The organism is Telluria sp. ZT3P25, from assembly GCF_059685895.1.
In genome coordinates, this window is sequence record NZ_JCASIJ010000001.1 from 2,230,477 (window position 1) to 2,253,282 (window position 22,806).

A 22,806-nucleotide genomic window follows, 5' to 3' on the forward strand; every position below is an offset into this window, starting at 1 on the left:
GGCTGCAGCCGAAGCATGACAGATTTCTACTGCTACCAACAGCCTTGCCCTACATGAAACCTGAAGACCGGTCGCTGCCTGGCGGGTCCCTCGCGCCGGCCACGTGGCAGCAGCGCGCATGCCACCCGATCTGCAAGCTTCATCCAGATGGCATAGAATCCTCGGATTTTGCGCCCCGGCCTGGCCGGGGTGCAGTCGCAGAGGACTTGTATGGACACGACACTCGGGCGCCCGGTCAGCCAGACCCGCTCATTCGCCACGATCGCGCTGATCGAGTTGTGGGAGCGCTTCGGCTACTACGGCATGCAGGCGCTGATCGTCTACTTCATGGTGCAGCGCCTGGGGTTCGACGACACCCGCGCCACGCTGGTGTGGGGCGCAGCCGCCGCCCTGATCTACGTCGCGCCCGCGATCGGTGGCTGGATCGGCGACAAGGTGCTCGGCACGCGCCGCTCGATGGTGATCGGCGCCATCATCCTGTCGCTCGGCTACGCGCTGATGGGCATCCCGACGACCAACACCTGGCTGACGTTTTCGGCGCTGGGCGTGATCGTCGTCGGCAACGGCCTGTTCAAACCCAATACCGCCAACCTGGTGCGCAAGATCTACGAAGGCAACGACTCGAAGATCGACAGCGCCTTCACCATCTACTACATGGCGGTCAACGTCGGCTCGACGGTCTCGATGCTGGCCACGCCGGCGATCAAGGATTATGTCAACGCCAACTACGCCGGTGAACTGGGCTGGCACGTGGCGTTCGCATTCTGCAGCGTCGGCCTGTGGGTCGGCCTCATCACCGTGGGGCTGCTGCGCCGCACGGTCAAGCATATCGGCTCACCGCCGGATAACCTGCCGCTCAACTGGGGCAAACTCGCGCTGGTGCTGGGCGGTGGCGTGCTGGCCGTGATCGCATCGGCGTTCATCCTCGAATACGGCTGGCTCGCGCGCCTGTTCGTGTATCTGGCGGGGCTGGTCGTGCTGGGCATCTTCATCCACCTGATCCGCACCAGCCAGGCCAGCGAACGCTCGGGCCTCGTCGCCGCGCTCGTGCTGACGCTGCAGACGGTGTTCTTCTTCATCTTCTACCAGCAAATGTCGACGTCGCTGTCGCTGTTCGCCCTACGGAATGTCGACCTGGACTTCAGCCTGTTCGGCAGCCACCTGTTTACCTGGTCGCCGGCGCAGTTCCAGGCGCTCAACGCCATCTGGATCATGCTGCTCAGCCCCGTGCTGGCCTGGGTCTACACGCGTGCCAGCAATGCAGGCCGCGACCTGTCGATCGCGGCCAAGTTCGCGTTGGGCTTTGCCGTTGTCGCGGCAGGCTTCTTCACGTATGGCTTCGCCGGCGCCTTTGCGGTCAATGGCCTGACCTCGTCGTGGATCATGATCGCGGGCTACGGCCTGTATTCGCTGGGCGAACTCCTGGTGAGCGGCCTCGGACTGGCGATGATCGCGCGCTACGTGCCGGCGCGGATGGGCGGCTTCATGATGGGCGCCTACTTCGTGGCGGTGGGCATTTCGCAATACCTGGGCGGCCTGGTGGCCACGATGGCCAGCGTGCCGCAAGGGATGACCGACCCGCTACAAACGCTGCCGATCTATACGAGCCTGTTCAACAAGCTGGGCCTGGCCGCCATCGCCTGCACGCTGATCGCGCTGGCCGCACTGCCGCTGATGCGCCGTCTGACGGCCGAGCACCACACGCACCGCTAGGGTTCTTGTAAGATGGCCGGATTGCATTTTTTTCGATCCGGCCATCATGTCTTCCAATTCCCTCGACACCAACCTGCAGGTCGCACAGCGCGTGCACGCCATCGAACCGTTTCGCGTCATGGAGATGGTCAAGGCCGCTGCGCTGCTACGGCGCGCGGGCCACGACATCATCAGCATGAGCGTCGGCGAGCCCGATTTCACGGCGCCCGACATCGTCGCCGATGCGGCCGTCGCCGCCATCCGTGCAGGCGTCACCCAATACACCGAGTCGCTTGGCCTCCCGGAACTGCGCGCCGCCATCTCGGGCCACTACGCCGCGGCGCAGGGCCTGGACATCGACCCGCGCCGTATCGTCATCACCGCCGGCGCATCGGCCGGCCTGCTGCTGGCCTGCGCCGCGCTGGTCGGCCAGGGCGACGAGGTCCTCATGCCCGATCCGTCGTACCCGTGCAACCGCCATTTCGTGACCAGCTTTGGCGGCACGCCGATCCTGGTGCCGGCCTCGTTCGAGGACCGCTACCAGCTCGGCGCGCACCATGTGCACGAGCGCTGGACGGCGCGCACGCGCGGCGTGCTGGTGGCCTCGCCCTCCAATCCCACCGGCACGTCGATGACGCCGGCACAGCTGCGCGACATGCTGGCTGCCGTTCGCGCACGGGGCGGCTTTGCCATCGTCGACGAGATCTACCAGGGCCTGTCGTACGACCACGTGCCGGTCAGCGCTCTGGCACTGGATCCGGATGTGATCACGGTGAACAGCTTCTCGAAATACTTCAACATGACCGGCTGGCGCCTGGGCTGGCTGGTGGTGCCCGACAGCCTGGTGCCCGTGTTCGAAAAGCTCGCCCAGAACCTGTTCATCTGCGCACCGACGATCGCCCAGCACGCGGCCCTGGCCTGCTTCCAGCCCGAAGCGCTGGTGATCTTCGAAGCACGGCGCCAGGAATTCCAGCGCCGTCGCGACTATCTGGTGCCCGCCTTGCGCGCGCTTGGGTTCGGGGTGCCGGTGATGCCCGACGGCGCGTTCTACGTCTACGCCGACATTACCGGGCTGGATCATCCGCTGCGCGGCGACAGCGCGGCGCTGAGCATGGCGCTGCTCAATGACGCGCACGTGGCGATCGTGCCGGGGGATGACTTCGGCGTAGCGGCGCCAGCGCAGCATGTGCGCTTTTCGTATGCGACCAAGTATGAGCGGATCGAGGAAGCGGTTGCGCGGCTGGCGCATCAGCTACAGCGCTGAGCGCCCGGCATGACGGACAGATCGTCGGGAGCTGACTAGCGAATGTTCTTCATGGCGATCAGTCCATTCTGAAACTCCCGCATTATCAAACTGGCTGGCCTTTACTACACTGGGTTCCGCCATTGACGACCGCTCAACACGCGGCGTCCGTCGGCACTGAGTGATCGCTGGACAGAACGTATCAGTCGAAACGCGCTTCCCGTCGATCTTTCTGCGAACGTTTTGAAAGATACCCATGTCAGCATCCAGCGGCACCACCCCAACGAGCCCATTCACCTCATGGCGAGGCGACCATGTCGGGCTGCGCGTACCGGACGTCGAAGCCGCTGCCGCCTGGTACACCGGGACGCTCGATTTTCGCCTGCTCCGCACGATGGCACTGGGTGAAAAGACGCTGGCTTTTCTTGCACCTGCTTCTGATGACAGTTTTTGCATCGAGTTAATTGCCGGTCCCGGCTGCGCACCGCGTCCCGAGCACGACCAGCTGATCGACACCCATGCGATCGCCGGATGGCACCATCTGTGCCTGCGCGTCGAGGATGTCGATGCCGCTACCAGTGAACTGAGACGTCGTGATGTGAGGATTCTCAGCGAACCGCGGGATGCGCCCGGACTCGCGCTGCGTTTCGCGTTTTTCAGCGATCCGTGGGGCAATCTGATTGAACTGACGCAGCCTCTTTTCGAACACCGAAGCTAAGCCTCGACATGTGCAGGAGGCGTCTTCGCCGCAGACTGCTGAGGAACGATAAAACCTGAAAGCAACGCCACCCCCGCAAATGCGGCGAGCGCAACACCGGCGCCCCACCCGCTCAACAATGCGCCAAACAGTGGCGATCCCGCGCTCTGGCCAGATGCGAGAATCAAAAACGGGATACCAAGTCCCAGATCGGGGCGATCCGGAAGCAGCCGGATGCCCTGGATCAGAAACGCGCCGGACGACGTGATATACGAAGCGCCGAACAGCGCCACGCTGATAAAGGCGAATGCCACCGAGATCGACGTGAAGGACAGGCCAATCATTCCCGCCGCCATCCCGGCCAGAGCCACGCAGTGAACCCGCACAAGGCCGAACCGCTGCACGAAGATGCCCGTCATCGCGCCGGCGACGCCAGCCAGACCAAGTGCCACCCAGATCCAGGCGATGTCGCTTTGCGTGAAGTCGAATTCATCGCGCAGCAGGCTGCCGCCGAATGTCCAGATCGCAGTACTCGACAAGCCCATCAGGAAGCTGCCCATGCAGAGCGCGAGCATGCCGGGGCGCCTGAAGATGGCAAACGAGAATGGCGCGCTCGAGGTGCATTCGTGCCCCGTTGGCACGGCATACAACACCCACACCGCGACTGCGCAGCTGATGACAGAAAACAGCATATACAGTTCACGCCAGCCACCGAATGCAATCAGGCTCGCCAGGCCTGAAAATACGATGCCCGCTGCGGTCCCCGCATTGATGATGGCATTGGCCTTCGGCCGGTATGAATCGTCAAATTGCAATGATACCGCCGTCGCCAGTGGTGGCGAGGTCAGGCCGGTACTCAGACCGGCCAGCGCAACACCCAGTCCCAGGACTACCCCGGTCGTGGACAACGTGATGATGACCATGCCGATGGTCGACGCCAATCCCGCGGCAAAGGCAATCGCCCGTGGCGAGCACGCACGGTTCAATGCGAAGGTGATGCACACGCCAATGCAATACGCGACGAACGCGCTGCTGCCAATCCAGCCCGTGATGCCGATATCGAGGGATAGCTCGGTGCGTATCTCCGGCAGCAGCAGCCCGAAGGCAAAGCGCGCGAGCCCATACGAGACAGCAGTGAGCGCAAAAGCCGCCGCCAGCAGGTTGACGTTATGCTTCACTGTGCTTGCCTGCATGCGCCATCAGGGATGCGGCGGCAGCCCTGGCGGCGCCGATTACCGCCGCATTGTCCAGACTGGCGATGGCCGTGGCGCCCTCGAACAGAATCCAGATTTGCGAAGACAGCTGCGGATCGTCATGTCCCAGCGCGTGCTTGACGCGCCTTGTAATCTCCTTGAAAAACGCGGCTTTTTGCCCACGCACCAAGGCCACGATGTCATCGTTGGTGCCCCGGTACTCATTGCCTGCCCGCAGCAGCAAACAACCCGAAGCACCGAACTCATTCGACCATCGTTCGAGCGTATCGAACAGCGATGCAATGCTGCCGATCGATGCATCGTCGTGCTGCAGGAGCGCCATGAACGCCGCATGCCGCGATTCGAGCGCTGCGATGACCAACCCGTCACGCGAACCGAAGTGCTTGTACAGAGTACGGGTGGAGGCGCCGACGCTGGCGCCGATGTGATCGACACCAATGCCGCGCAAGCCTTCGCGCGCGAACAGCTGCGCTGCGGATGCTGCCATATCAGTTTTCTTGTCCATGACCCGAGTGTACAACGATCGTTGTACATGTCAAGCGTGCATGATCCCGACGTGACTTGTGCCGTGATGCAAGGAGGGTTGAGGCTGCTTACGCTGAGGCGGCCGACGGGCCAGCCAGCGCCTCGACCAGCGCCGCCGACGCCACCGGCTTGACCAGATAACGATCGAAGCCGGCAGCCAGCGCCCGCGCGCGGTCGCTCGGTTGGCCATAGCCTGACAGCGCCACCGTCAGCGGGCGCGGGACCGGATGCGCGGCGCGCAGGCGCGTCATTAGCTCCAGGCCATCGATGCCGGGCAGGCCGATGTCGCAGACGATAGCGTCGAAACGCCCTTCGAGTGCGAGTGCCAGGCCGGCATGCCCCTCGGCCGCGATCTCGACCTGGTGGCCCTCGAGCTCAAGCAGCATGCGCAGCACGTCGGCGGCGTCAATATTGTCTTCAATGACCAGGATGCGGCGCGTGGCGCTGGCCGTATGCACTGGCGCAGCGGTCGGTGCACACGGGGCATCGGCCGACGATTGCGGCAGACGCACGATGAACGTGCTGCCCTGCCCCGGGCCGTCGCTGCCGGCAGTCACGCTGCCGCCATGCATGCTCACCAGATTGCGCACGACGTTCAGGCCCACGCCCAGTCCGCCCTCGGAGCGTGCCAGCGTGCGCGGTCCCTGCGTGAACAGCTCGAACGCGCGCCCGATGGTCTCATCCGACATGCCGGCACCGTTGTCGGCAATCGTGACCGCGATGCCGTCGTCGCAGCGCGCACTGACCGTAACCTGGCCACCATCCTGCGTGTACTTCGAGGCGTTGTTGAGTAAGTTGGTGAAGACCTGCGTCAGGCGCACGCGGTCGCCGTCGACGACGGGATCGCGCTCGTCGTGGGCGATCGTCAGGCTTTGACTGCGCTCGCGCACGCGCGGCATGATCGTCTCGGCGGCGTGTTCGAGCACTTCGGCCAGGCGCAGCGGCTCGATCGCCAGCGTGATCTTGCCGCTGCTCAGGCGCGCGGCGTCGAGCAGGTCGTCCAGCAAACGCGCCATGTGATCGACCTGGCGCTGGATGACGGCCGTAAGGCGCCCCAGCGGCAACGACGCGACGGGGCCGCGCTCGAGCAAGCCCGCCGATACGCTGATCGGCACGAGCGGGTTGCGCAGTTCGTGCGCCAGCATGGCCAGGAATTCGTTCTGGCGCCGGTTGGTGTCTTCGGCGTCGTCGCGCGACGTCTGCGCGTCGACCGCCGCCAGCACCAGATGTTCGTTGGCTTCGCGCAGGCTCAAGGCCAGCGTGGTGCTGACATCGAGCTCGCGCCGCAGCCGCGCATTTTCGCGTTCGAGCTGTGCAAGGTGGCCGTCGGGCGTGGCTGGCTCGTTACCTGGAAGCACCGGCATGGACGTCATTCAGGTGGCGCCGCGCGTGGTCGGCAACCCGTGCAGGACGCCCTCGTGCGCGGTACTGATCGCATCGATGTGGATGCCGGCATCGTCGATATGGAATTCGCGCAGATCGTGACTGTGGCTGCTGCCGCGCACCTTGACCACCGAAATGAACCGGCGCAGCTGGCCGGCGCTTTCGCCAAAGCGCATCAGGACGATCGCATCGGTCAGGTAGGCCACTTCGGCCTGGCTGAAGCGCAGGTGGGTGAAGTCATCGTCCATTCCCATCGTGACCAGCACGGTGACGTTGCGCTTGGCCAGCGACGTGAGCATCTGGAACACGGTGGCGCGTAACTGGTTGCGCCCTTCCGGCGCCAGGTACAGCGACAGCTCGGACAGCGAATCGACCACCACCCGGCGCGCGCCGGTACGGTCGATCGCTTCATTGAGCGCCTCGAGCAGCTCGTCGACCGTCAGGTCGATCATGCGGCTTTCGAGCACCACCACGTCGCCCGCATCCACCATCGCAGCCAGTTCGGCATTGCGCAGGCGCGATGTGCCTTTCTCGAACGACAGGGCCACGCCCTTCTCGCCATGGCGCACGCCCTCTTGCAGGAAGCGCGTGGCCAGGACGGTCTTGCCACAGCCGCTTGGCCCGGTGACCATCAGCGAATGCCCCTGCGGCAGGCCGCCATGCAGCAGCACGTCGAGGTCGCGCGTACCGGTTGGAATGCGCCTGTGATGGCGATCGGTCGGCGCGCCGTCGTGGTGGTCCTGCGCCAGTGGCGGCAGCATACGTGGATAGACGCGGATGCCGTCGCTGGTGATACGGAAGGTGTGCGAGCCGTTCATGTGGGCCTGGCCGCGCATCTTCACCACGCGCATCTTGCGCACCACCGAATTGTCGTCATGCACGGGTGTCAGCGAGATCATGCCATCGGCGACCGTCATGATCGGGCTGGCTTCGACATCGCTGTTGGCATATTCGCCGATCAGGAACGTGGTCGCTTGCCAGCTCGTCATGCGCGTGCCGAGATCCTGAATGAAGTGCTGCAGGTCGGCCACGCCTTCGTTGCCGCTGCGCGCCGTCTGCGCGACCGAGCGGAACGAATCGACGAACACGAGGCTCGGCGCGAAGTCTTCGACTTCTTTCATCACGCGCGCCAGCACGGTGCTGAAGTCGCCTGCGCGCAGGTCTTCGGCCAGGTTCACGTAGCGCACCGCAGTGCCGACCTTCTGCATGTCGAAGAAACTGTACTGCTGCTGGTAGCGCAGCATCTTCAGCGGCGGCTCGCCCAGCACGGTGAAGAACAGCGCGCGCCGCTCGGGCGTTGCGATCGAGAACATGATCTGGTGGGCGAGCGTGGTCTTGCCCGAACCTGGTGGCCCGGCGATCAGGTTGAACGAAAACTCGCTCAGCCCGCCTCCGAGCAGGACGTCGAGCCCTTGCACACCAGTGCTCAATTTCCCAAGTGATACTTTGTCGCTCATTACTTGTGCTCCTGTACTTTCTTCTCTTCTCCGTCAACCGTCGCGGCGTCGAGCAGGCGCCGCGCAAGTGCGTGCCCGATCAGCGACGCCAGCAAGTCGGTAAACGTCTGGAGCAGGGCCGCGTGGGCCACTTGTGCGAGGTCGGGTGCGACGCTGGCGAGCATGTCGTCCAGCGCGTCGATTTGGGCGGCGCGGGTCTTGCACGGCGCAGTCGTGGCCAGCCATGTGTAATCGGGGCCGACAAGACGCAGGGCCCGGCCGTACAGCGCGCAGAAACCGTTGTCGCCAATGAGCGGCCCCAACTGGTCGGCAAGGCGCCGCCAGGACTGGATGAGTAACAGGTGCTCGACAGAGCGGCCGGGATCACCCTTACTCGTCATCATGTCTGGATCGAAAAGCAATTGCGGCCGTTATCATCATGAAAGGTCCATGCACGCTGCGGTGCGGAGTCGTCGTACGCTTGCATCGCGCGCTTGCCCGGCGATAGTTGGCAACATTATATCGTGGCCTTTCACAATTTCTCTTGAAAGTGTGAAGTAAATAATGGGTGGAAAGCGACACGAACAGGCAGTCAATATCGCGTGTTTACGCAGGTGCGAGGTGCCTCTCTGGAGTAGGCATGCGCGACAATCCCCGCTAAGATGGCATGCGCCGGGCGAACCTGCTCCCGAGCATCATGCACACTCATGGATTGGGATTCAATGGAAAAGAAGAAGCTCAGCGCCGTCATCTCGACGGCCTTCGTGGTAATGGGATTGGCCATGGCGCCAGCAGCGTCGGTGGCGGCAGCGCCTGCAGCGGGCAAAACCGCGCAGGTCACGCCAGCCGATGCGCGCTTCAAGGACATCTACACGCGGGAATGGACGTGGCGCGTCGCCGAAAAGCTCGAACGCGATGACGACGCGCCGGACGCCAGCCGCGGCTTCGCCCGGGTCGATGCACCGGCGCAGGAAGCGCGCCGCGTCTACTGGGCCGGCATCCTGAAACAGCTCGATGCAATCAAGCCTGCCAGCCTGTCGCCCGCCGAGCGGATCAACTTCGCCGTCTACCGCGCGCAGATCGCTTCGCTGCACGACGCCCAGGTGTTTCGCGAGTTCGAGCAGCCGGTCAATGCCGACAGCGCGTTCTGGACCGGCGTCACCTACGGCGCGCGCCGCCCGCTCAAGACCACGCAGGCCTATCGAAACTACCTCGATCAGCTTGAAGGCATCCCCGCCTACTTCGACGAAGAGATCGGCAATATGCGCGCCGGCCTGGCGCGCGGCTTCACACCGCCGAAGGTCACGCTGGCCGGCCGCGAAAGCACGCTGCTGTCGGTGACCGAGGCCAAAACGCCGCAGGACACCGTGTTCTACGGCCCGTTCAAAGAGATGCCGTCGACCATGCCCGCGGCCGAGCAGGAAGCGCTGCGCCGCCAGGCCGTCGCCATCATCGCCGACAAGGTGCAGCCGGCGCACGCGAAGACGCTCGCGTTCTTCCGCGACGAATACGTGCCGAAGGCGCGCACCACGCTGGCCGCCCAGGACATGCCAGGCGGGAAGGACTACTACCAGTCGAAGATCGTCGAATTCACGACGACCAGCCTGACGGCCGACCAGATCCATGCAATCGGCCTGGCCGAGATGGCCAAGATCCGCGCCGAGATGCACGCCATCATGCAGCAGGTCGGGTTCAAGGGCGACCTGCAGGCCTTCCTGCAGTTCCTGCGCACCGATCCGCAGTTCTACGCCAAGACGCCGGCCGAGCTGCTCAAGAGTGCGGCGTGGACCGCCAAGCGCTTCGACGCCAAGGCCGACCAGTATTTCGGCCACCTGCCGCGCCGGCGCTTTGCGATTGTGCCGGTACCGGACGACCAGGCGCCGTTCTGGACGGCGGGCCGCGGCGGGCCGGGCATGTATTGGGTGAACACCTACAACCTGCCTGCGCGCCCGCTGTACAGCCTGCCGGCACTGACGCTGCACGAATCGGCGCCCGGTCACGCCTTCCAGATTCCGCTGGCGCAGGAACAGAAAGGCGTGCCGCCGTTCCGGCGTGCGTACATCTCGGCCTATGGCGAAGGCTGGGCGCTGTACACCGAGCGCCTGGGCGCCGAAATGGGGATCTACGAGACGCCGTATGAAGTCTTCGGGATGCTCAGCTACCAGGCCTGGCGCGCGTCACGCCTCGTGGTCGACACGGGCGTGCATGCCAAGGGCTGGACGCGCGAACAGGCGCAGGCCTACCTGATGGAGAACACGGCGCTGTCGAAGCACGAAGTCGAGACTGAAGTGGATCGCTACATCTCGTGGCCGGGCCAGGCGCTGTCGTATTACCTGGGCCAGATGGCGATCCAGGAAGCACGCGCGCGGGCCGAAAAGGCACTGGGGCCGAAGTTCGATATCCGCAACTTCCACGACACCGTGCTGCATATGGGATCGGTGCCGCTGCCGGTGCTGCAGCAACGGATCGACGCGTTCATCGCGGAGGGCGGACCGAGTCCGTATCCGAAGGAAGGCTGATTGCTACTGCAGGGTGAGCGGCACAGCTGGGGTCACACAGCCGGGGTCAGGTCTGACATTCGGACACGGCCTCAGCTTCAGCCGATTCCACTGGTATCTTGCCTCGTATTGATACTGCCCAGTGACAGCTACCTGACTGTCGAGATCGTGTCCGAATGTCAGACCTGACCCCGGCTTTTTGTATTTATCGCTGGAACAGCTTGAACTTGAGCTGGAACGAGATCCCGCCGTACAGGCGGTCCTTGTAGTTCGGGATGATCCCGACATTCACGCCCACGCGCTCGTACTCGTAGGTCAGCGTGGGGATTACGCCCGGGAACCAGCCGCCGTCGCGCGTCTTCGGGTAGCCGTCGAACGCCGCCAGCGCCAGACCCACGCGCACCGGTCCCACCGCGTACGGCTGCCAGATCACGCCGGCGTAGTTCGACCAGGCACGGTCGCTGTTATAGAAGCGCCCGCCGGTGGCGGCCAGCGTGCCGCTGAAGCGGTACTCGAGCGCCAGGCCCTTGTTGTTGTTGTTCAGGTCCTTGTCGCCGTCGAAGTGGGCCGTGTAAAAGCCCGTGTCGATCCACAACTCGCTGGTTGGGGCCGGGTCGATCTTCGTGAAGAAGTCGGCGCCATGCGCCAGCGGGGCAGCGCCCAGGAGCGCCAGCAAATACAGGGTGCGCATCAAATGTCCGCTTTCGTCTCAAGGTCAGGGAACATCACGTCGGTGAAACCGAAGCGGTTGAAGTCGCGGATACGCGATGGGTACAGGATCCCCAGCAGGTGATCCACTTCATGCTGCACGACGCGCGCATGGAATCCTTCGGCGTCGACAGCAATGCGCTTGCCGAACTGGTCGAAGCCCTCGTAATGCAGGCGCGTGTAGCGTGGCACGCTGCCGCGCAGGCCGGGTATCGACAGGCAGCCTTCAACGCCTTCTTCCATCGCCTCGCCAATCGGCGTGAGCACGGGATTGATCAACACGGTCTCGGGCACCGGCGGCGCGTCCGGATAGCGCTGGTTGCTGGCGAAGCCGAAGACCACCAGTTGCAGGTCGACGCCGATCTGCGGCGCAGCCAGGCCAACGCCTTTGGCCGCATGCATGGTCTCGAACATGTCCGCCACCAGCATGTGCAGCTCGGGCGTATCAAATTGAGTGACCAGCGGGGCCACGCGCAGCAGGCGCGGATCGCCCATGCGCAGGATGGTTCGGACGGTCATTGTGCCCCCTCTCCGGCCAGCAGCCCGGCCAGCGACGCGCGAAAGCCTTCGGCCGTTTCGGGGTGCTTCAGGCCCATGGCCGTCATCGCCTGCAGGTAGCCGAGTTTGGAGCCGCAGTCGTAGCGCTGGCCAGCGTAGCGGTAGGCCAGCACGCGTTCGGCCTGCATCAGCGCGGCGATGCCGTCGGTGAGCTGGATTTCGCCGCCGGCGCCCTTGCCGATCGTCTCGAGGTAGCCGAAGATCGATGGTGACAGCACGTAGCGGCCAACGACGGCCAGCGTCGACGGCGCATCGGCCGGCTGCGGTTTCTCGATGATGCCAGACACCAGCTCCAGGCCCGGACGATATGGCGTGGCGCTGACGATCCCATACTGGCGCGTCTGCTCGCGCGGCACGTCCTGCACCGCCAGGATGGTGCTGCGTTCATACGTGTAGAGATCGGTCATCTGCGCCAGCACCGGCTTGTGGCCGGCGGCCGTGTCCATGAAGTCGTCGGCCAGCAGGACGGCAAATGGATCGTTGCCTACCACCGGGCGAGCGCACAGCACCGCGTGGCCCAGGCCCAGGGGCGAAGACTGGCGGATGTAGATGCAGTTGACGTTCTTCGGAATGACATTGCGCACCGTCTCGAGCAGCGCCGTCTTGCCAGCCGCTTCCAGTTCGGCTTCGAGCTCGTAGGCGGTGTCGAAATGGTCTTCGATCGCGCGCTTGTTGCGGCCCGTGATGAAGATCAGCTCCGTGATGCCGGCGGCGACCGCCTCTTCGACCGCATACTGGATCAGCGGCTTGTCGACGATCGGCAGCATTTCCTTCGGCTGCGCCTTGGTCGCGGGGAGGAAGCGGCTGCCAAGGCCGGCCACTGGAAATACGGCTTTGCGGATCAGGGGCATCGTATTCAGTCAGGTTGGGGATGATTGTTCGAGCAGTGCCAGCAGCGCCGCTTCGTCCAGGATCGCGACGCCCAGTTCTTCGGCCTTGGCCAGCTTGCTGCCCGCCTCGGCACCGGCCACCACGTACGAGGTCTTCTTCGATACCGAGCCGGCGATCTTGCCACCGGCCGCTTCGATCAGCGCGCCGGCCGCATCACGGCTCATCGTCGGCAGCGTCCCGGTCAGCACGAACGTCTTGCCGGTCAACGGGCCTTCCGGCGCCAGCGCTGCTTCCGGCACCAGGTCGAGCAGTTCGCGCCGCATGGCCGCCAGCGTCGTCAGCAGGTCGCGGTTGGCCGCCTCAAACAGCCATTCTTCGAGCGCGCTCGCCACCGTGGCCGGCAAGCCGAAGATGCCGAAGTCGGTGCGCGCGGCGATGGCGTCGAGCGTCTGGCCCCCAGCGATAATCTGGCGCGCACGCGGCTCGGTCAGTTTCGGGATGTCCAGAGCCGCCAGCAGCTTGATCTCGTCAAGCAGCTCGCGCAGCTGCGCCTTGGGCGGATGCTCGCCCTTGGGCGCCACGCCGGCTGCGAGCAAGGCGTCCAGTGCAGTCTGGTTCTTTTCTTCAGCAAAGAAGTCGGCGATCGACTGCGCCACTGTGCCGCCGATATCGGGCAGCACGCGCAGCAGCGCGGCCGGAGCGCGGCGCACCAGCGCCAGGCTGCCCAGATACTCGGCCAGAGTCTTGGCGGTGGACTCGCCCACATGGCGGATACCCAGTGCGAACAGCAGGCGTTCGAGCGGCGGCGCCTTGCTGGCAGCAATCGCCGCGAGCAGATTGTCGGCCCACTTGGTGGGCACCTTGCCCTGCCGGACGGTTTCCGGCGCCCCATCGTCGGCCTCGTCGGCCAGGCGCTTCATCTTGAGCAGGTCGTCCTGGGTCAGCTTGTACAGGTCGGCCACGCCGGTGACCAGGTCCGCTTCGACCAGACTGTCGATGTAGCGGTCGCCCAGGCCTTCGATGTCCATCATGCGCCGGCCGGCGAAGTGGCGGATCGCCTCTTTGCGCTGCGCCGCGCAGCTCAAGCCACCGGAGCAGCGCGCGACGATCTCGCCTTCTTCGCGCACGACGTGCGAGCCGCACACCGGGCAGGTTGCCGGCAAGGTGTACACCGGAGGTTCCGGCGTCAAGCGGCGTTCGAGCACCACGCCCAGCACTTCGGGGATCACGTCCCCGGCGCGGCGCACGATGACCGTGTCGCCAACGCGCACGTCCTTGCGCCGTACTTCGTCTTCGTTGTGCAGCGTGGCGTTGGTGACGGTGACGCCGCCAACCGATACCGGCACCAGGCGCGCCACCGGCGTGATGGCGCCGGTGCGGCCGACCTGGACCTCGATCGCCTGGACCGTGGTCAAGGCTTCTTCGGCCGGGAATTTATGCGCCAGCGCGAAGCGCGGCGCGCGCGAGACGAAGCCCAGCGTGCGCTGATCCTCCAGCCGGTCGACCTTGTAGACGACACCGTCGATCTCGTACGGCAGCGCTGCGCGGCGCTCGCCGATGTCGCGATAAAACGCCAGCAAACCATCGCGGCCGGTCACCACCTGGCGTTCCTTGGCCACAGGCAGGCCAAGCGCATCGAGCCAGTCGAGCATCGCCGAATGCGATGCGGGCAACGCATCCTGCGCGCCCTCGAGCTGGCCGACGCCATAGGCAAAAAAGCGCAGCCGGCGCGCATTGGTGATGCGCGCATCGAGCTGGCGCAGGCTGCCGGCAGCGGCGTTGCGCGGGTTGGCAAATTCCTTCTGGCCCGCGGCGCGCTGGCGCTCGTTGAGGCTCTCGAAATCACGCTTGAACATCAGGACTTCACCGCGCACTTCAAGCACGTCCGGTACGGCGTCGCCATGCAGGCGCATCGGGATCACACGCACGGTGCGGATATTGGCGGTGACGTCTTCGCCCGTGTAACCGTCGCCGCGGGTTGCAGCCTGCACGAAGCGGCCGTTTTCGTAGCGCAGGCTGATGGCCAGACCGTCGAATTTGAGTTCGGCGTTATAGGCGACGTCGCGCGCTTCGAGTCCCTCGCGCACGCGGCGATCGAAGTTGTCGATATCGTCGTCGGCGAATCCGTTATTCAGTGACAGCATCGGTACTGCATGCGTGACCTGGTTGAATTCGGGGATCGGGGCGTCGCCCACGCGCTGGGTCGGTGAATCGGGCGCGATCGCTTGTGGGTGCAGCGTCTCGAGCGCGGCCAGTTCGTGGTACAGGCGGTCGTACTCGGCGTCCGGAATCGTCGGAGCGTCGAGCACGTGGTAGTTGTAGCTGGCGCGGTTCAATTCCGCGACCAGCCAGGCCATCCGGGCCGGGGCATCGGGTTGCTCGGTCACGGTGCGGTCCTCAGCAGAACAGGCGCAGCGCCCGGGTGGAGCCGGCGGCGATGTCGGCCGCGTCCATCTCGGCGTAGAATTCGACTACCTGGCCCTTGATCTCGTCGAGCACTTCGGCTTCGAGCGGCTGGTTGCCATCGTCGACGATGGTCGCGTCCAGGCGCTGCGTCAGTGCGCGTGCGGTATCGACCATGCGGCCGAAGGCGTCACGGGCCGGCGCCACGCACGGCACGTCCAGCAGCAACGTCAGGCGCGACGTGGTGTCGGCGCCCAGCGTGACATTGGTCGAGAGCGTAAACAGCACGCTGTTGGTGGCACCGTCGCGGTCCGGCATTGCAAAGCGCCCGTCGGGCCGCACGTCGAAGCCCGCGTTCTCGAGTGCGCCGATCAGCGTCGACATCGCCCAAGGCGCGCCGTTGGCTGCCAGGTTGACGCTCAGTTGCGCGTCGTGGCCGGCAACGAAGCGGTGCAGCGTGCGCGCCTCGCTCATCACTTCGATCATGTCCGGCACGTGGGGCTCGGCGCCGATGTCGTCGCCGACGGCGCGCAGGCGCGTGACGAGTTCGGAGTATTCGAGTTCGTTCAGCGCGGTGGTGCGCGTGGCCATCTGGACGCCCGCCTGCAGCTTGGTGTACACGCCGCCATGGACGATCGGTTCCCATTCGCCGCTGACGGCAAAGCCGATGTAGTGGATCGGCTTGTTGCCCACGCGGCGCAGGCCGTGCAGCGTCGGCAGGATCTTGTCGCCACGGACCGGCGCTTCGAGCGCCAGCGGAATCATGCAATCGATCAGCGGGTCGACCAGGCATTCGGCCAGTTCGGCCGGCGGCATGCCGGGACGGGTGCCCGGGAGCGATGCGGCGACGGCGTCCTGCGCGGCGGTGGAGCCGGCAGCGCGGGAAGGTGGCGGCGCGATGGGCGCAGCTGGTACAGCCGGTGCAGCCGGCATGGCTGGCACAGGCATCGGCGTCATTGCAGGGACAGGGGTTTCATCGACCGACGGCGCCGGCGTGTCGGCCAGTACCGGCGCGTCAAGCTGCGGCTCGGGCTTGGTGTCGGTGACGGTGAATGCCGCTGCGTCGAGCGTCGGCTCGTTCACGCGCGTGTAGGTAAACTCGCCCTCCTTCGCAGGCGCAGGAGTGGCAGCAGGAGTCGCAACAGGTGCGTGCTCCGGTACAGCTGGTGGCATGCCGAGATCGAACATCGGCTCGCTGCGTTCAGCTGCCGGCGCGCCTTCGCCGGTGCGCATCAGCACGTCGTCGTGGTCCGATGCGAACGCGCGCTCGACGCTTTTCCTGGCCTTGTATTCCTGCCATTTGTTGTAAGTGACGACACCGACGACGAACACGCCGCCGGCTGCGATCAGGCTCATTTGGAGATCAGTCATGCTGCTTGTGCCTCAATAGCGAAAGTCGCGCCGGACGCACGGTCCTGGTCTTGCCGCGAACTGGGTGATTCAATCGAAATGCCACGTGTGCGGGCAGTCCCCACGCGAAGGCATGCAATGATACCAACTCCCCCGCGTGAATGTCATTTATTAGCATTCTGACACGCGTCGTGCGATTATGCGGCGACGAGGTCAGCGGCCGCTTCCATGTCCACCGCGACAATCCGCGAGACGCCCTGCTCCTGCATCGTCACGCCGATCAACTGGCTGGCCATCTCCATCGCGATCTTGTTGTGCGAGATGAAGAGGAACTGCGTGTGCTCGGACATGCGCTTGACCATGCGGCAGAACCGCTCGGTGTTGGCGTCGTCCAGCGGCGCGTCGACTTCGTCGAGCAGGCAGAATGGGGCCGGGTTCAGGCGGAACATCGAAAACACGAGCGCGGTGGCGGTCAGGGCTTTCTCTCCGCCCGACAGCAGGTGGATCGTCGCGTTCTTCTTGCCCGGCGGCTGGGCCATCACCTGCACGCCGGCGTCGAGGATCTCGTCGCCCGTCATGACCAGGCGCGCATTGCCGCCGCCGAACAGGATGGGGAACAGCTCCGAGAAATGCCCGTTCACGCGGTCGAACGTGTCTTGCAGCAGGTCGCGCGTTTCGCGGTCGATGCGCCCGATCGCGTCTTCCAGCGTGGCGATGGCTTCACTGAGGTCGGCGTTCTGCGAATCGAGGAAGTGCTTGCGCTCGCTCGCCTGCGCCAGTTCGTCCACCGCTGCCAGGTTGACGGCGCCCAGACCGGCGATGGCATTGGTCAGGCGTGTGACTTCGCCCTGCAGGTATTGCGGCTTCAGATCGGGGGCGAGCTTGGCATGCAACTCGGCTTCGTCGGCGCCGGTAGCGGCAAGCGCTTCGGCGAACTGCTCCTGGTTCAGGCGCGCGGCCTGCTCCTTCAGTTGCAGCTCGGTGATGCGGTCACGCTGCGGCTGCAGGCTGCGCTCGGTCTGCATGCGCGATTCTTCGGCCGTGCGCAGCTGCTGCGCGACCTGATCGAGTTCATGGCGGGCGCTTGATAACGCCGCCTCCTGCGTCGTGCGCTGGTCGAGCAGCACTTGCAGGCCCTCGTGGGCACTGCCGCTTTCGAGCGCTTCCAGTTCCAGGCGCGCCTGCGCCAGGCTTGCGCCAACCTGCTCGGCCTGCGTGGCGGCGGTGGCGATCGTGCGGCGTAATTCATCGATGCGGCTGCGCTGGGCGCGCTCGGCGAACTGCGCTTCCTGCGCGCCGCGTTCCAGGTCGCGCAAGTGTTCGCGCGCGCGGGCCAGCGCCTGCTCCTGAAACGCGGCCTGGTCGTCTTCGCTCGCTTCCTGCAGTTCGGCCAGTTGCATCTCGAGTTCTTCGAAGGTTTGCTCGGCCTCAAGCTGCGCCTGGCGCTGTTCGGATTCCTGCGCCGCGATCTCGGTCAGGTCGGCCGCAATCTGGCCACTGCGCTGGTTGAAGCGCGCTTCGATCTCGCTTTGCTTGAGCACCTCGATCTGCAGCGTGTGCACTTCGCGCTGCAGGGTCGCGACGCGGGCACGCGCATCCTGCACGCGCCGCGCCAGATCGAGAACGGCGGCGTCGGCGCGGGCAGCGCGCTCACGCGCCTCACCCGCCAGCAGCGCCTGCGCGCGCACCTGCTTGTCGGTGTTGTCGATCTCGTGCTGGCGCGCCAGCATGCCATCCTGCTCGGCGTCGGGCGCATGAAAGCGCACGCTCGAACGCGTGATCACGTGCCCCTGGCGCGTGACGAAGCTGGCGCCATGCGGCAGGCGGGCGCGCGCGTCAAACGCTTCCGACGCGTCCTGTGCGATATACACACCGTGCAGCCAGTCGTCGAGCACACCGCGCACGCCGGCGTCGTTGATGCGCAGCAGGCTCGCGAACGGCGTCAGACCAGGCGGTGCAGCTTCACGCGCAGCGCCTGGCTGCGGCGCGTACAGCGCCAGGCGCGCCGGTGGCGGGTCGTTGAAAAAGGCCTTGGCCGCGTCAAGGTCCGACACATCGAGCGCGCCGGCGCGTTCGCGCAGCACGGCTTCCAGCGCCGTTTCCCAACCCGACTCCACATCGAGCTGCTGCCACAGACGCGGCAAATCGGCCAGCGCGTGCTTCTGCAGCCAGGGCTGGACCTTGCCTTTCGTCTGCACGCGATCCTGCATCTGGCGCAGCGCCGCCAGGCGCGCTTCCAGCTGCGTGTTGGCGGCGCTCTCGCGCTGGACGTCGCCGTTGGCCTGGCGGCGCTCGGCTTCGACCGTGTCCTGGCGCGACGTGGCATCGTCCAGCGCCAGCGTCTGTTCTTCGAGCGCCAGCTGCTTTTCTTCGAGCTGCAGGCGCAGGTTGTCGAGCGTGGCGCTGTCGGGCAGGTTCAGCGCATTGCGCTCTTGCTGCAGGCGCTCGCGCCGCACGACCAGGTTGGCCAGGATGCCGCCGGCGTTGCGCCCGTGGGCGGCTGCCAGCTCGATGCGCTGCTGCACCGCCATGATGCGCGCGCGCGCCGCATTGGCCGCATCCTGCCCGGCGCGCCAGTCCGCCTCGAGTTCGGGCAGGCGCTCGCCATGCACTTCGACGGCGATCTGGGCGCCTTCCGCGCGCGCGGCCAGTTCCTCGAGCTGCATCTCGGCTTCTTCCTGGCCTTCGCGGTGCTCTTCGGCCTGGGTCGACCAGTCGTCGCGCTGGGCGCTCAGCGTGGCGATCTGGTTTTGCAGGCGCGTGCGCGATTCGACGACAAACTTGATCTGCGCTTCGAGGCTGCCGATCTCCGCGTTCACGCTGTAGAGCGCACCCTGCGCCGTGTGCAGGCGGTCGCCCGCCGCGAAGTGCGCCTGGCGCAGGCGTTCGAGATCGAGCTCCACGCCGCGCAGTTGCGCCGTCTGGGCTTCGAGCCCGGTCTGCGCCTCTTCGACTTCGCGGAAGAACCTGACCTGCTCGGCGTTGGCGTCGTTCTTGCGCAGCAGCCAGAGGAGCTTCTGCTTTTCTTCCTGGTCGGACTGCATCTGCTGGAAGCGCAGCGCGACGGCCGCCTGGGCTTCGAGTTTTTCGAGGTTGGCGTTCAGTTCGCGCAGGATGTCTTCGACCCGCAGCAGGTTCTCGCGCGTGTCGGACAGGCGGTTTTCGGTTTCGCGCCGGCGTTCCTTGTATTTGGAGACGCCAGCTGCCTCTTCGAGGAACACGCGCAGCTCTTCGGGGCGCGACTCGATGATCCGCGAAATCATGCCCTGGCCGATGATGGCGTAGGCGCGCGGACCCAGGCCCGTACCCAGGAAAATATCCTGGATGTCGCGCCGGCGCACCGGCTGGCCATTGATGTAATAGGTGGAGGTGCCGTCGCGCGTGAGGGTGCGCTTGACCGCGATTTCAGCGTACTGGCCCCACTGGCCGGCGGCCTTGCCGGCGTTGTTGTCGAATACCAGTTCGACCGACGAGCGCCCGGCGGGCTTACGATGCGTGGAACCGTTGAAGATCACGTCCTGCATCGACTCGCCGCGCAGCTCGGACGCCTTCGATTCGCCCAGCACCCAGCGCACGGCGTCGATGATGTTCGACTTGCCGCAGCCATTGGGGCCGACTACGCCGACCAGCTGGCCGGGCACCTGAAAATTGGTGGGATCGACGAACGATTTGAATCCCGACAATTTGATGGAAGAGAGGCGCACGTTGCGTGGGTCAGGTAGATAGCGAAGAAGCGAGCATCATACCATCGCCGGGACGGCGACGGCCATGGCCGGGAGGGCGACGGACAGGGGCTTACTCGGCGGCGCGATGGTCCGCCGGCGGGCCTGCATCGTTGACCGCCTCGCTGCCAACGGCTGCGCCGAGAATGCGGCCGACCACCCCTTCGGCCAGCACGACCCGGATCGCGCCGGCGCGCAGCAGATCCGCCAGCCGCCCGGCAGGCAACGAGAACGCTTCCTGACGCGCCGCGCCGGAAAAGATGTACAGCGTGCGCAGCGGACTGACCCAGGCGAGGCGCACCTTGCGGACGCGATCGCCCTCGGCCAGTTCGAGGCGCATGCCGCGCTCGAGGCCCGCCAGCGTGTCGGCTTCCGGTCCCTGGCTGGCGTGCGCTTCATCGTCGGCCTGCGCCTGCTCTTGGGCCACGCGGCGCAGCGCATCCTGCTGCGCCGCCTCGACCGCCAGTTCGAGCTGACGTTCGGGCGCCAGCTCGATCGGCGCGCGCACGATCGACGCGTGGCATTCGGCCAGTTCGGCAAAGAACTGCAGCCGCTCGGCGTCCTGCCAGCGGGTGGCGTCGAGCCATTTGTTCAGGCTTGCCAGCAGCGCAGGCAGGCGCGCGATCAGGGCCTTGCGCTGCTCTTGCGTCGCCTTGGGCTTGACGCTCCAGATCAGGTCTTCCATCGTGCGCGTGGCATTGTCGATCGCGCCGGGGCGGCTCTCTTCGATCGTGTAGGCCAGCGCCAGCGCGGCGCTCCAGCGCTGTTCGAGAAAGCCCGCCACCGCCGGCACGAGCTGCTCGCCGGCCAGGCGCAGGGCGACGGCGCGCTGGGCCGAGCGCTCGGCGGCGACCCGCTTCTCCTGGCGCGTGGCATTGGCGATCGGACCGGCGATGGCAGCCTGTTCGGCACTGTCGCGCGCGGCCAGGCCGGCTTCGAGTTCGGCCACGGCGGCCTCGAACTCGGGCTGCTCGGCATCGCGCACCCGTTCGACGCTGCGGCGCATGGCGCGGTAGACGGGATCATCCTGGTCGGCCGGCTGCTCCCAGCCCGTCTGCGAGAGCAGGTCGAGCAAGCGCCGCGCGGGATGCGCTTCCTCGAAAAAGAAGCTACGGTCGCGTAGCGCCGCCTTGAGCACCGGCACCTGCAGGAACGCGAGCAGCTCGCGCGTCTCGGGCGCGACGCCATCGTCCTGCAGCACGCCCTCGAACACGCGTGACAGCAAGTCGAGCGTGGTGGCGTCGGCGCGCGACAGTGCGCCCGGCGGCAGGCTGGCGCGCAGGCGCGGGAGGTAGAAGGCGCCGTGCGGGACGCTGTTGTCATTACTGTGGCCAGGGGCACCGGCGTTGACGGCAAACCGCGGGATATCCGGCAGACCGGGAATCGCAGCGCCGGCGCCGAGACGGCCGAGCAGGTCGATCAGCGGCAGCGCGCCGGGCATGGCTGCTGCGCCTGCGCCTGCGCCTGCGCCGCCGTGGTTGACGCTGTGACCAAATCCCTGGGCGGGCATCGACATGGCGTGGTCCGGTGTAACTGGGTGGAAGGCAGATTGGGCTTGGGCTGCAGCGCCCATAACGACCGATCCCGGGGTGGCTGGCGTGCTTGTAGCCGGCGCCGCATCCGGTGCCGGTTCAGGCGCCGTGATGGCGAAACCCGAGGCGGTGCTTGGCCGCCAGCCGCCGCTGCCCTGCGGCAGATTCGGAATCTCCGGCACGGCCAGCGCCGGGTCGAAGAGTTGACGCAACTGATCCGACAGCGACGCTTCGCGCCGTGCCCGTTCGGCGCGGCGCGCGGCGCGGTCATCGGTCTTGGCAAAGCGCGTGTCATCGTCCCTGCCCTTGCGCGCGGCCTTGAGCGTCTCGATCAGCGCGTCGTAGAGTGGGCCGAGATCGATCATCAGGCCGGGGCGCAGCAGTGGCGCAAGCAGGCCATGCGCCTCCGCGTCGGGCTCAAATTCGCACCAGGCGGCGTGCAGCGCGCCCAAAAATACGGCAGGCCGAAATGGGTTGTGGGCCGCGCGCACGAGGTCGCGCCCCAGCAGCAATCCAAGACGCACGCCGAGGGTGGCCAGCTGCTCCGAGTATTGCAGGTCGAACGGGCGGCTGACGGCGTCCAGCGCCATTTGCTGATCGATCTGCTCGAGTGGCACGAGACTCAGCGCCACGGGGGCCACCTGCGCAGTCGGGGCGCCGGGCGCCAGCAGTGCGATTTCGGCTTCCAGTGCGGTTTCGAGTGCGCTTGTGGCCAGGTGGACGAAGGCGTAATCGTTGCTCTTGAGGAGGTTGCCGGATTTCACCCGACGCATGACGGCGCGGGGATCGGGACCGGCTGCCGTGAGGTCGAGCAGGACCGAGACGATGCGCCGGACCACATCGCCCAGGTCCGTCCCGGCCTGACGGCACGCGATGGCGACCAGCTCGGCAAGCGTAGCCTGCTGGGCGGCGGCATTGCGCGCGGCGTGAGTCTGGACGGATGGGGTGGCCATGACGATTCGGCGAAGTAAGGCGAGCCTCTATTTTGCCACACTCTTGCCTGTCAGCAATGAG

16 protein-coding genes are annotated in these 22,806 nt (G+C 65.9%); 4 read left to right on the forward strand and 12 right to left on the reverse strand.

The window, feature by feature from the left end; translation table 11 throughout:
• The first annotated feature begins 210 nt into the window (after window positions 1-210).
• From AC56LY_RS09990 to AC56LY_RS10000, 3 genes are all read left to right on the forward strand, one after another.
• Window positions 211-1,713 carry a peptide MFS transporter gene (locus tag AC56LY_RS09990; protein ID WP_499578830.1) on the forward strand — a complete coding sequence of 501 codons (1,503 nt, stop codon included), beginning with the start codon at window positions 211-213 and terminating at the stop codon, window positions 1,711-1,713.
• Between the two features lie 46 nt (window positions 1,714-1,759).
• Window positions 1,760-2,956, forward strand: a complete 1,197-nt coding sequence (locus AC56LY_RS09995) for a pyridoxal phosphate-dependent aminotransferase (RefSeq protein WP_499578833.1) — start codon at window positions 1,760-1,762, stop codon at window positions 2,954-2,956.
• A gap of 235 nt (window positions 2,957-3,191) precedes the next feature.
• Window positions 3,192-3,653 carry a VOC family protein gene (locus tag AC56LY_RS10000; RefSeq protein ID WP_499578835.1) on the forward strand — a complete coding sequence of 154 codons (462 nt, stop codon included), beginning with the start codon at window positions 3,192-3,194 and terminating at the stop codon, window positions 3,651-3,653.
• On the opposite strand, the gene AC56LY_RS10005 is transcribed toward AC56LY_RS10000, so the two are convergent.
• The 5 genes from AC56LY_RS10005 to AC56LY_RS10025 form a co-directional block, all read right to left on the reverse strand.
• The gene (locus AC56LY_RS10005) at window positions 3,650-4,810 is read right to left on the reverse strand and encodes an MFS transporter (RefSeq protein ID WP_499578837.1); all 1,161 of its coding nucleotides are present in this window, start codon (window positions 4,808-4,810) and stop codon (window positions 3,650-3,652) included. The genes AC56LY_RS10000 and AC56LY_RS10005 overlap by 4 nt on opposite strands.
• Window positions 4,800-5,333 (reverse strand): TetR/AcrR family transcriptional regulator, encoded by a 534-nt coding sequence (locus tag AC56LY_RS10010; RefSeq protein WP_499578839.1) that lies wholly within the window; start codon window positions 5,331-5,333, stop codon window positions 4,800-4,802. Before AC56LY_RS10010 ends, AC56LY_RS10005 begins: the two co-directional genes overlap by 11 nt.
• A gap of 106 nt (window positions 5,334-5,439) precedes the next feature.
• Window positions 5,440-6,735: a hybrid sensor histidine kinase/response regulator gene (locus tag AC56LY_RS10015; protein ID WP_499578842.1), complete on the reverse strand. Its 1,296-nt coding sequence runs from the start codon at window positions 6,733-6,735 to the stop codon at window positions 5,440-5,442.
• Window positions 6,736-6,744: 9 nt separating this feature from the next.
• Window positions 6,745-8,211 (reverse strand): ATPase domain-containing protein, encoded by a 1,467-nt coding sequence (locus AC56LY_RS10020; protein ID WP_499578847.1) that lies wholly within the window; start codon window positions 8,209-8,211, stop codon window positions 6,745-6,747.
• Window positions 8,211-8,594: a hypothetical protein gene (locus tag AC56LY_RS10025; protein WP_183553022.1), complete on the reverse strand. Its 384-nt coding sequence runs from the start codon at window positions 8,592-8,594 to the stop codon at window positions 8,211-8,213. The genes AC56LY_RS10020 and AC56LY_RS10025 overlap by 1 nt, the downstream gene beginning before the upstream one ends.
• Window positions 8,595-8,912: 318 nt before the next feature.
• Here AC56LY_RS10025 and AC56LY_RS10030 point away from each other — a divergent pair, with 318 nt between their 5' ends.
• On the forward strand, window positions 8,913-10,709 hold the full coding sequence (locus AC56LY_RS10030; RefSeq protein WP_499578851.1) for a DUF885 domain-containing protein: 1,797 nt from the start codon (window positions 8,913-8,915) through the stop codon (window positions 10,707-10,709).
• 184 nt (window positions 10,710-10,893) lie between these two features.
• Here the strand turns inward: AC56LY_RS10030 and AC56LY_RS10035 are convergent, their stop codons facing one another.
• The 7 genes from AC56LY_RS10035 to AC56LY_RS10065 all read right to left on the reverse strand — a co-directional run bounded on the left by AC56LY_RS10035 (window position 10,894) and on the right by AC56LY_RS10065 (window position 22,745).
• Window positions 10,894-11,379, reverse strand: coding sequence for a hypothetical protein (locus AC56LY_RS10035; RefSeq protein WP_499578853.1), 486 nt, complete (start codon window positions 11,377-11,379; stop codon window positions 10,894-10,896).
• Entirely contained in the window at window positions 11,379-11,915 is a 537-nt protein-coding gene (def, locus tag AC56LY_RS10040; protein WP_499578856.1) for a peptide deformylase, read from the reverse strand. Before def ends, AC56LY_RS10035 begins: the two co-directional genes overlap by 1 nt.
• Window positions 11,912-12,805 carry a UTP--glucose-1-phosphate uridylyltransferase GalU gene (galU, locus tag AC56LY_RS10045; protein ID WP_499578860.1) on the reverse strand — a complete coding sequence of 298 codons (894 nt, stop codon included), beginning with the start codon at window positions 12,803-12,805 and terminating at the stop codon, window positions 11,912-11,914. The genes def and galU overlap by 4 nt, the downstream gene beginning before the upstream one ends.
• 9 nt (window positions 12,806-12,814) lie before the next feature.
• Window positions 12,815-15,172, reverse strand: coding sequence for an NAD-dependent DNA ligase LigA (gene ligA, locus AC56LY_RS10050; protein WP_499578863.1), 2,358 nt, complete (start codon window positions 15,170-15,172; stop codon window positions 12,815-12,817).
• Window positions 15,173-15,182: 10 nt separating this feature from the next.
• Window positions 15,183-16,559, reverse strand: a complete 1,377-nt coding sequence (locus AC56LY_RS10055; protein ID WP_499578866.1) for a cell division protein ZipA C-terminal FtsZ-binding domain-containing protein — start codon at window positions 16,557-16,559, stop codon at window positions 15,183-15,185.
• A 176-nt stretch (window positions 16,560-16,735) separates the two neighbouring features.
• Window positions 16,736-20,242 (reverse strand): chromosome segregation protein SMC, encoded by a 3,507-nt coding sequence (gene smc / locus AC56LY_RS10060; RefSeq protein ID WP_499578868.1) that lies wholly within the window; start codon window positions 20,240-20,242, stop codon window positions 16,736-16,738.
• Window positions 20,243-20,333: 91 nt separating this feature from the next.
• The gene (locus AC56LY_RS10065; RefSeq protein WP_499578871.1) at window positions 20,334-22,745 is read right to left on the reverse strand and encodes a DUF1631 family protein; all 2,412 of its coding nucleotides are present in this window, start codon (window positions 22,743-22,745) and stop codon (window positions 20,334-20,336) included.
• Window positions 22,746-22,806 lie beyond the last annotated feature (61 nt).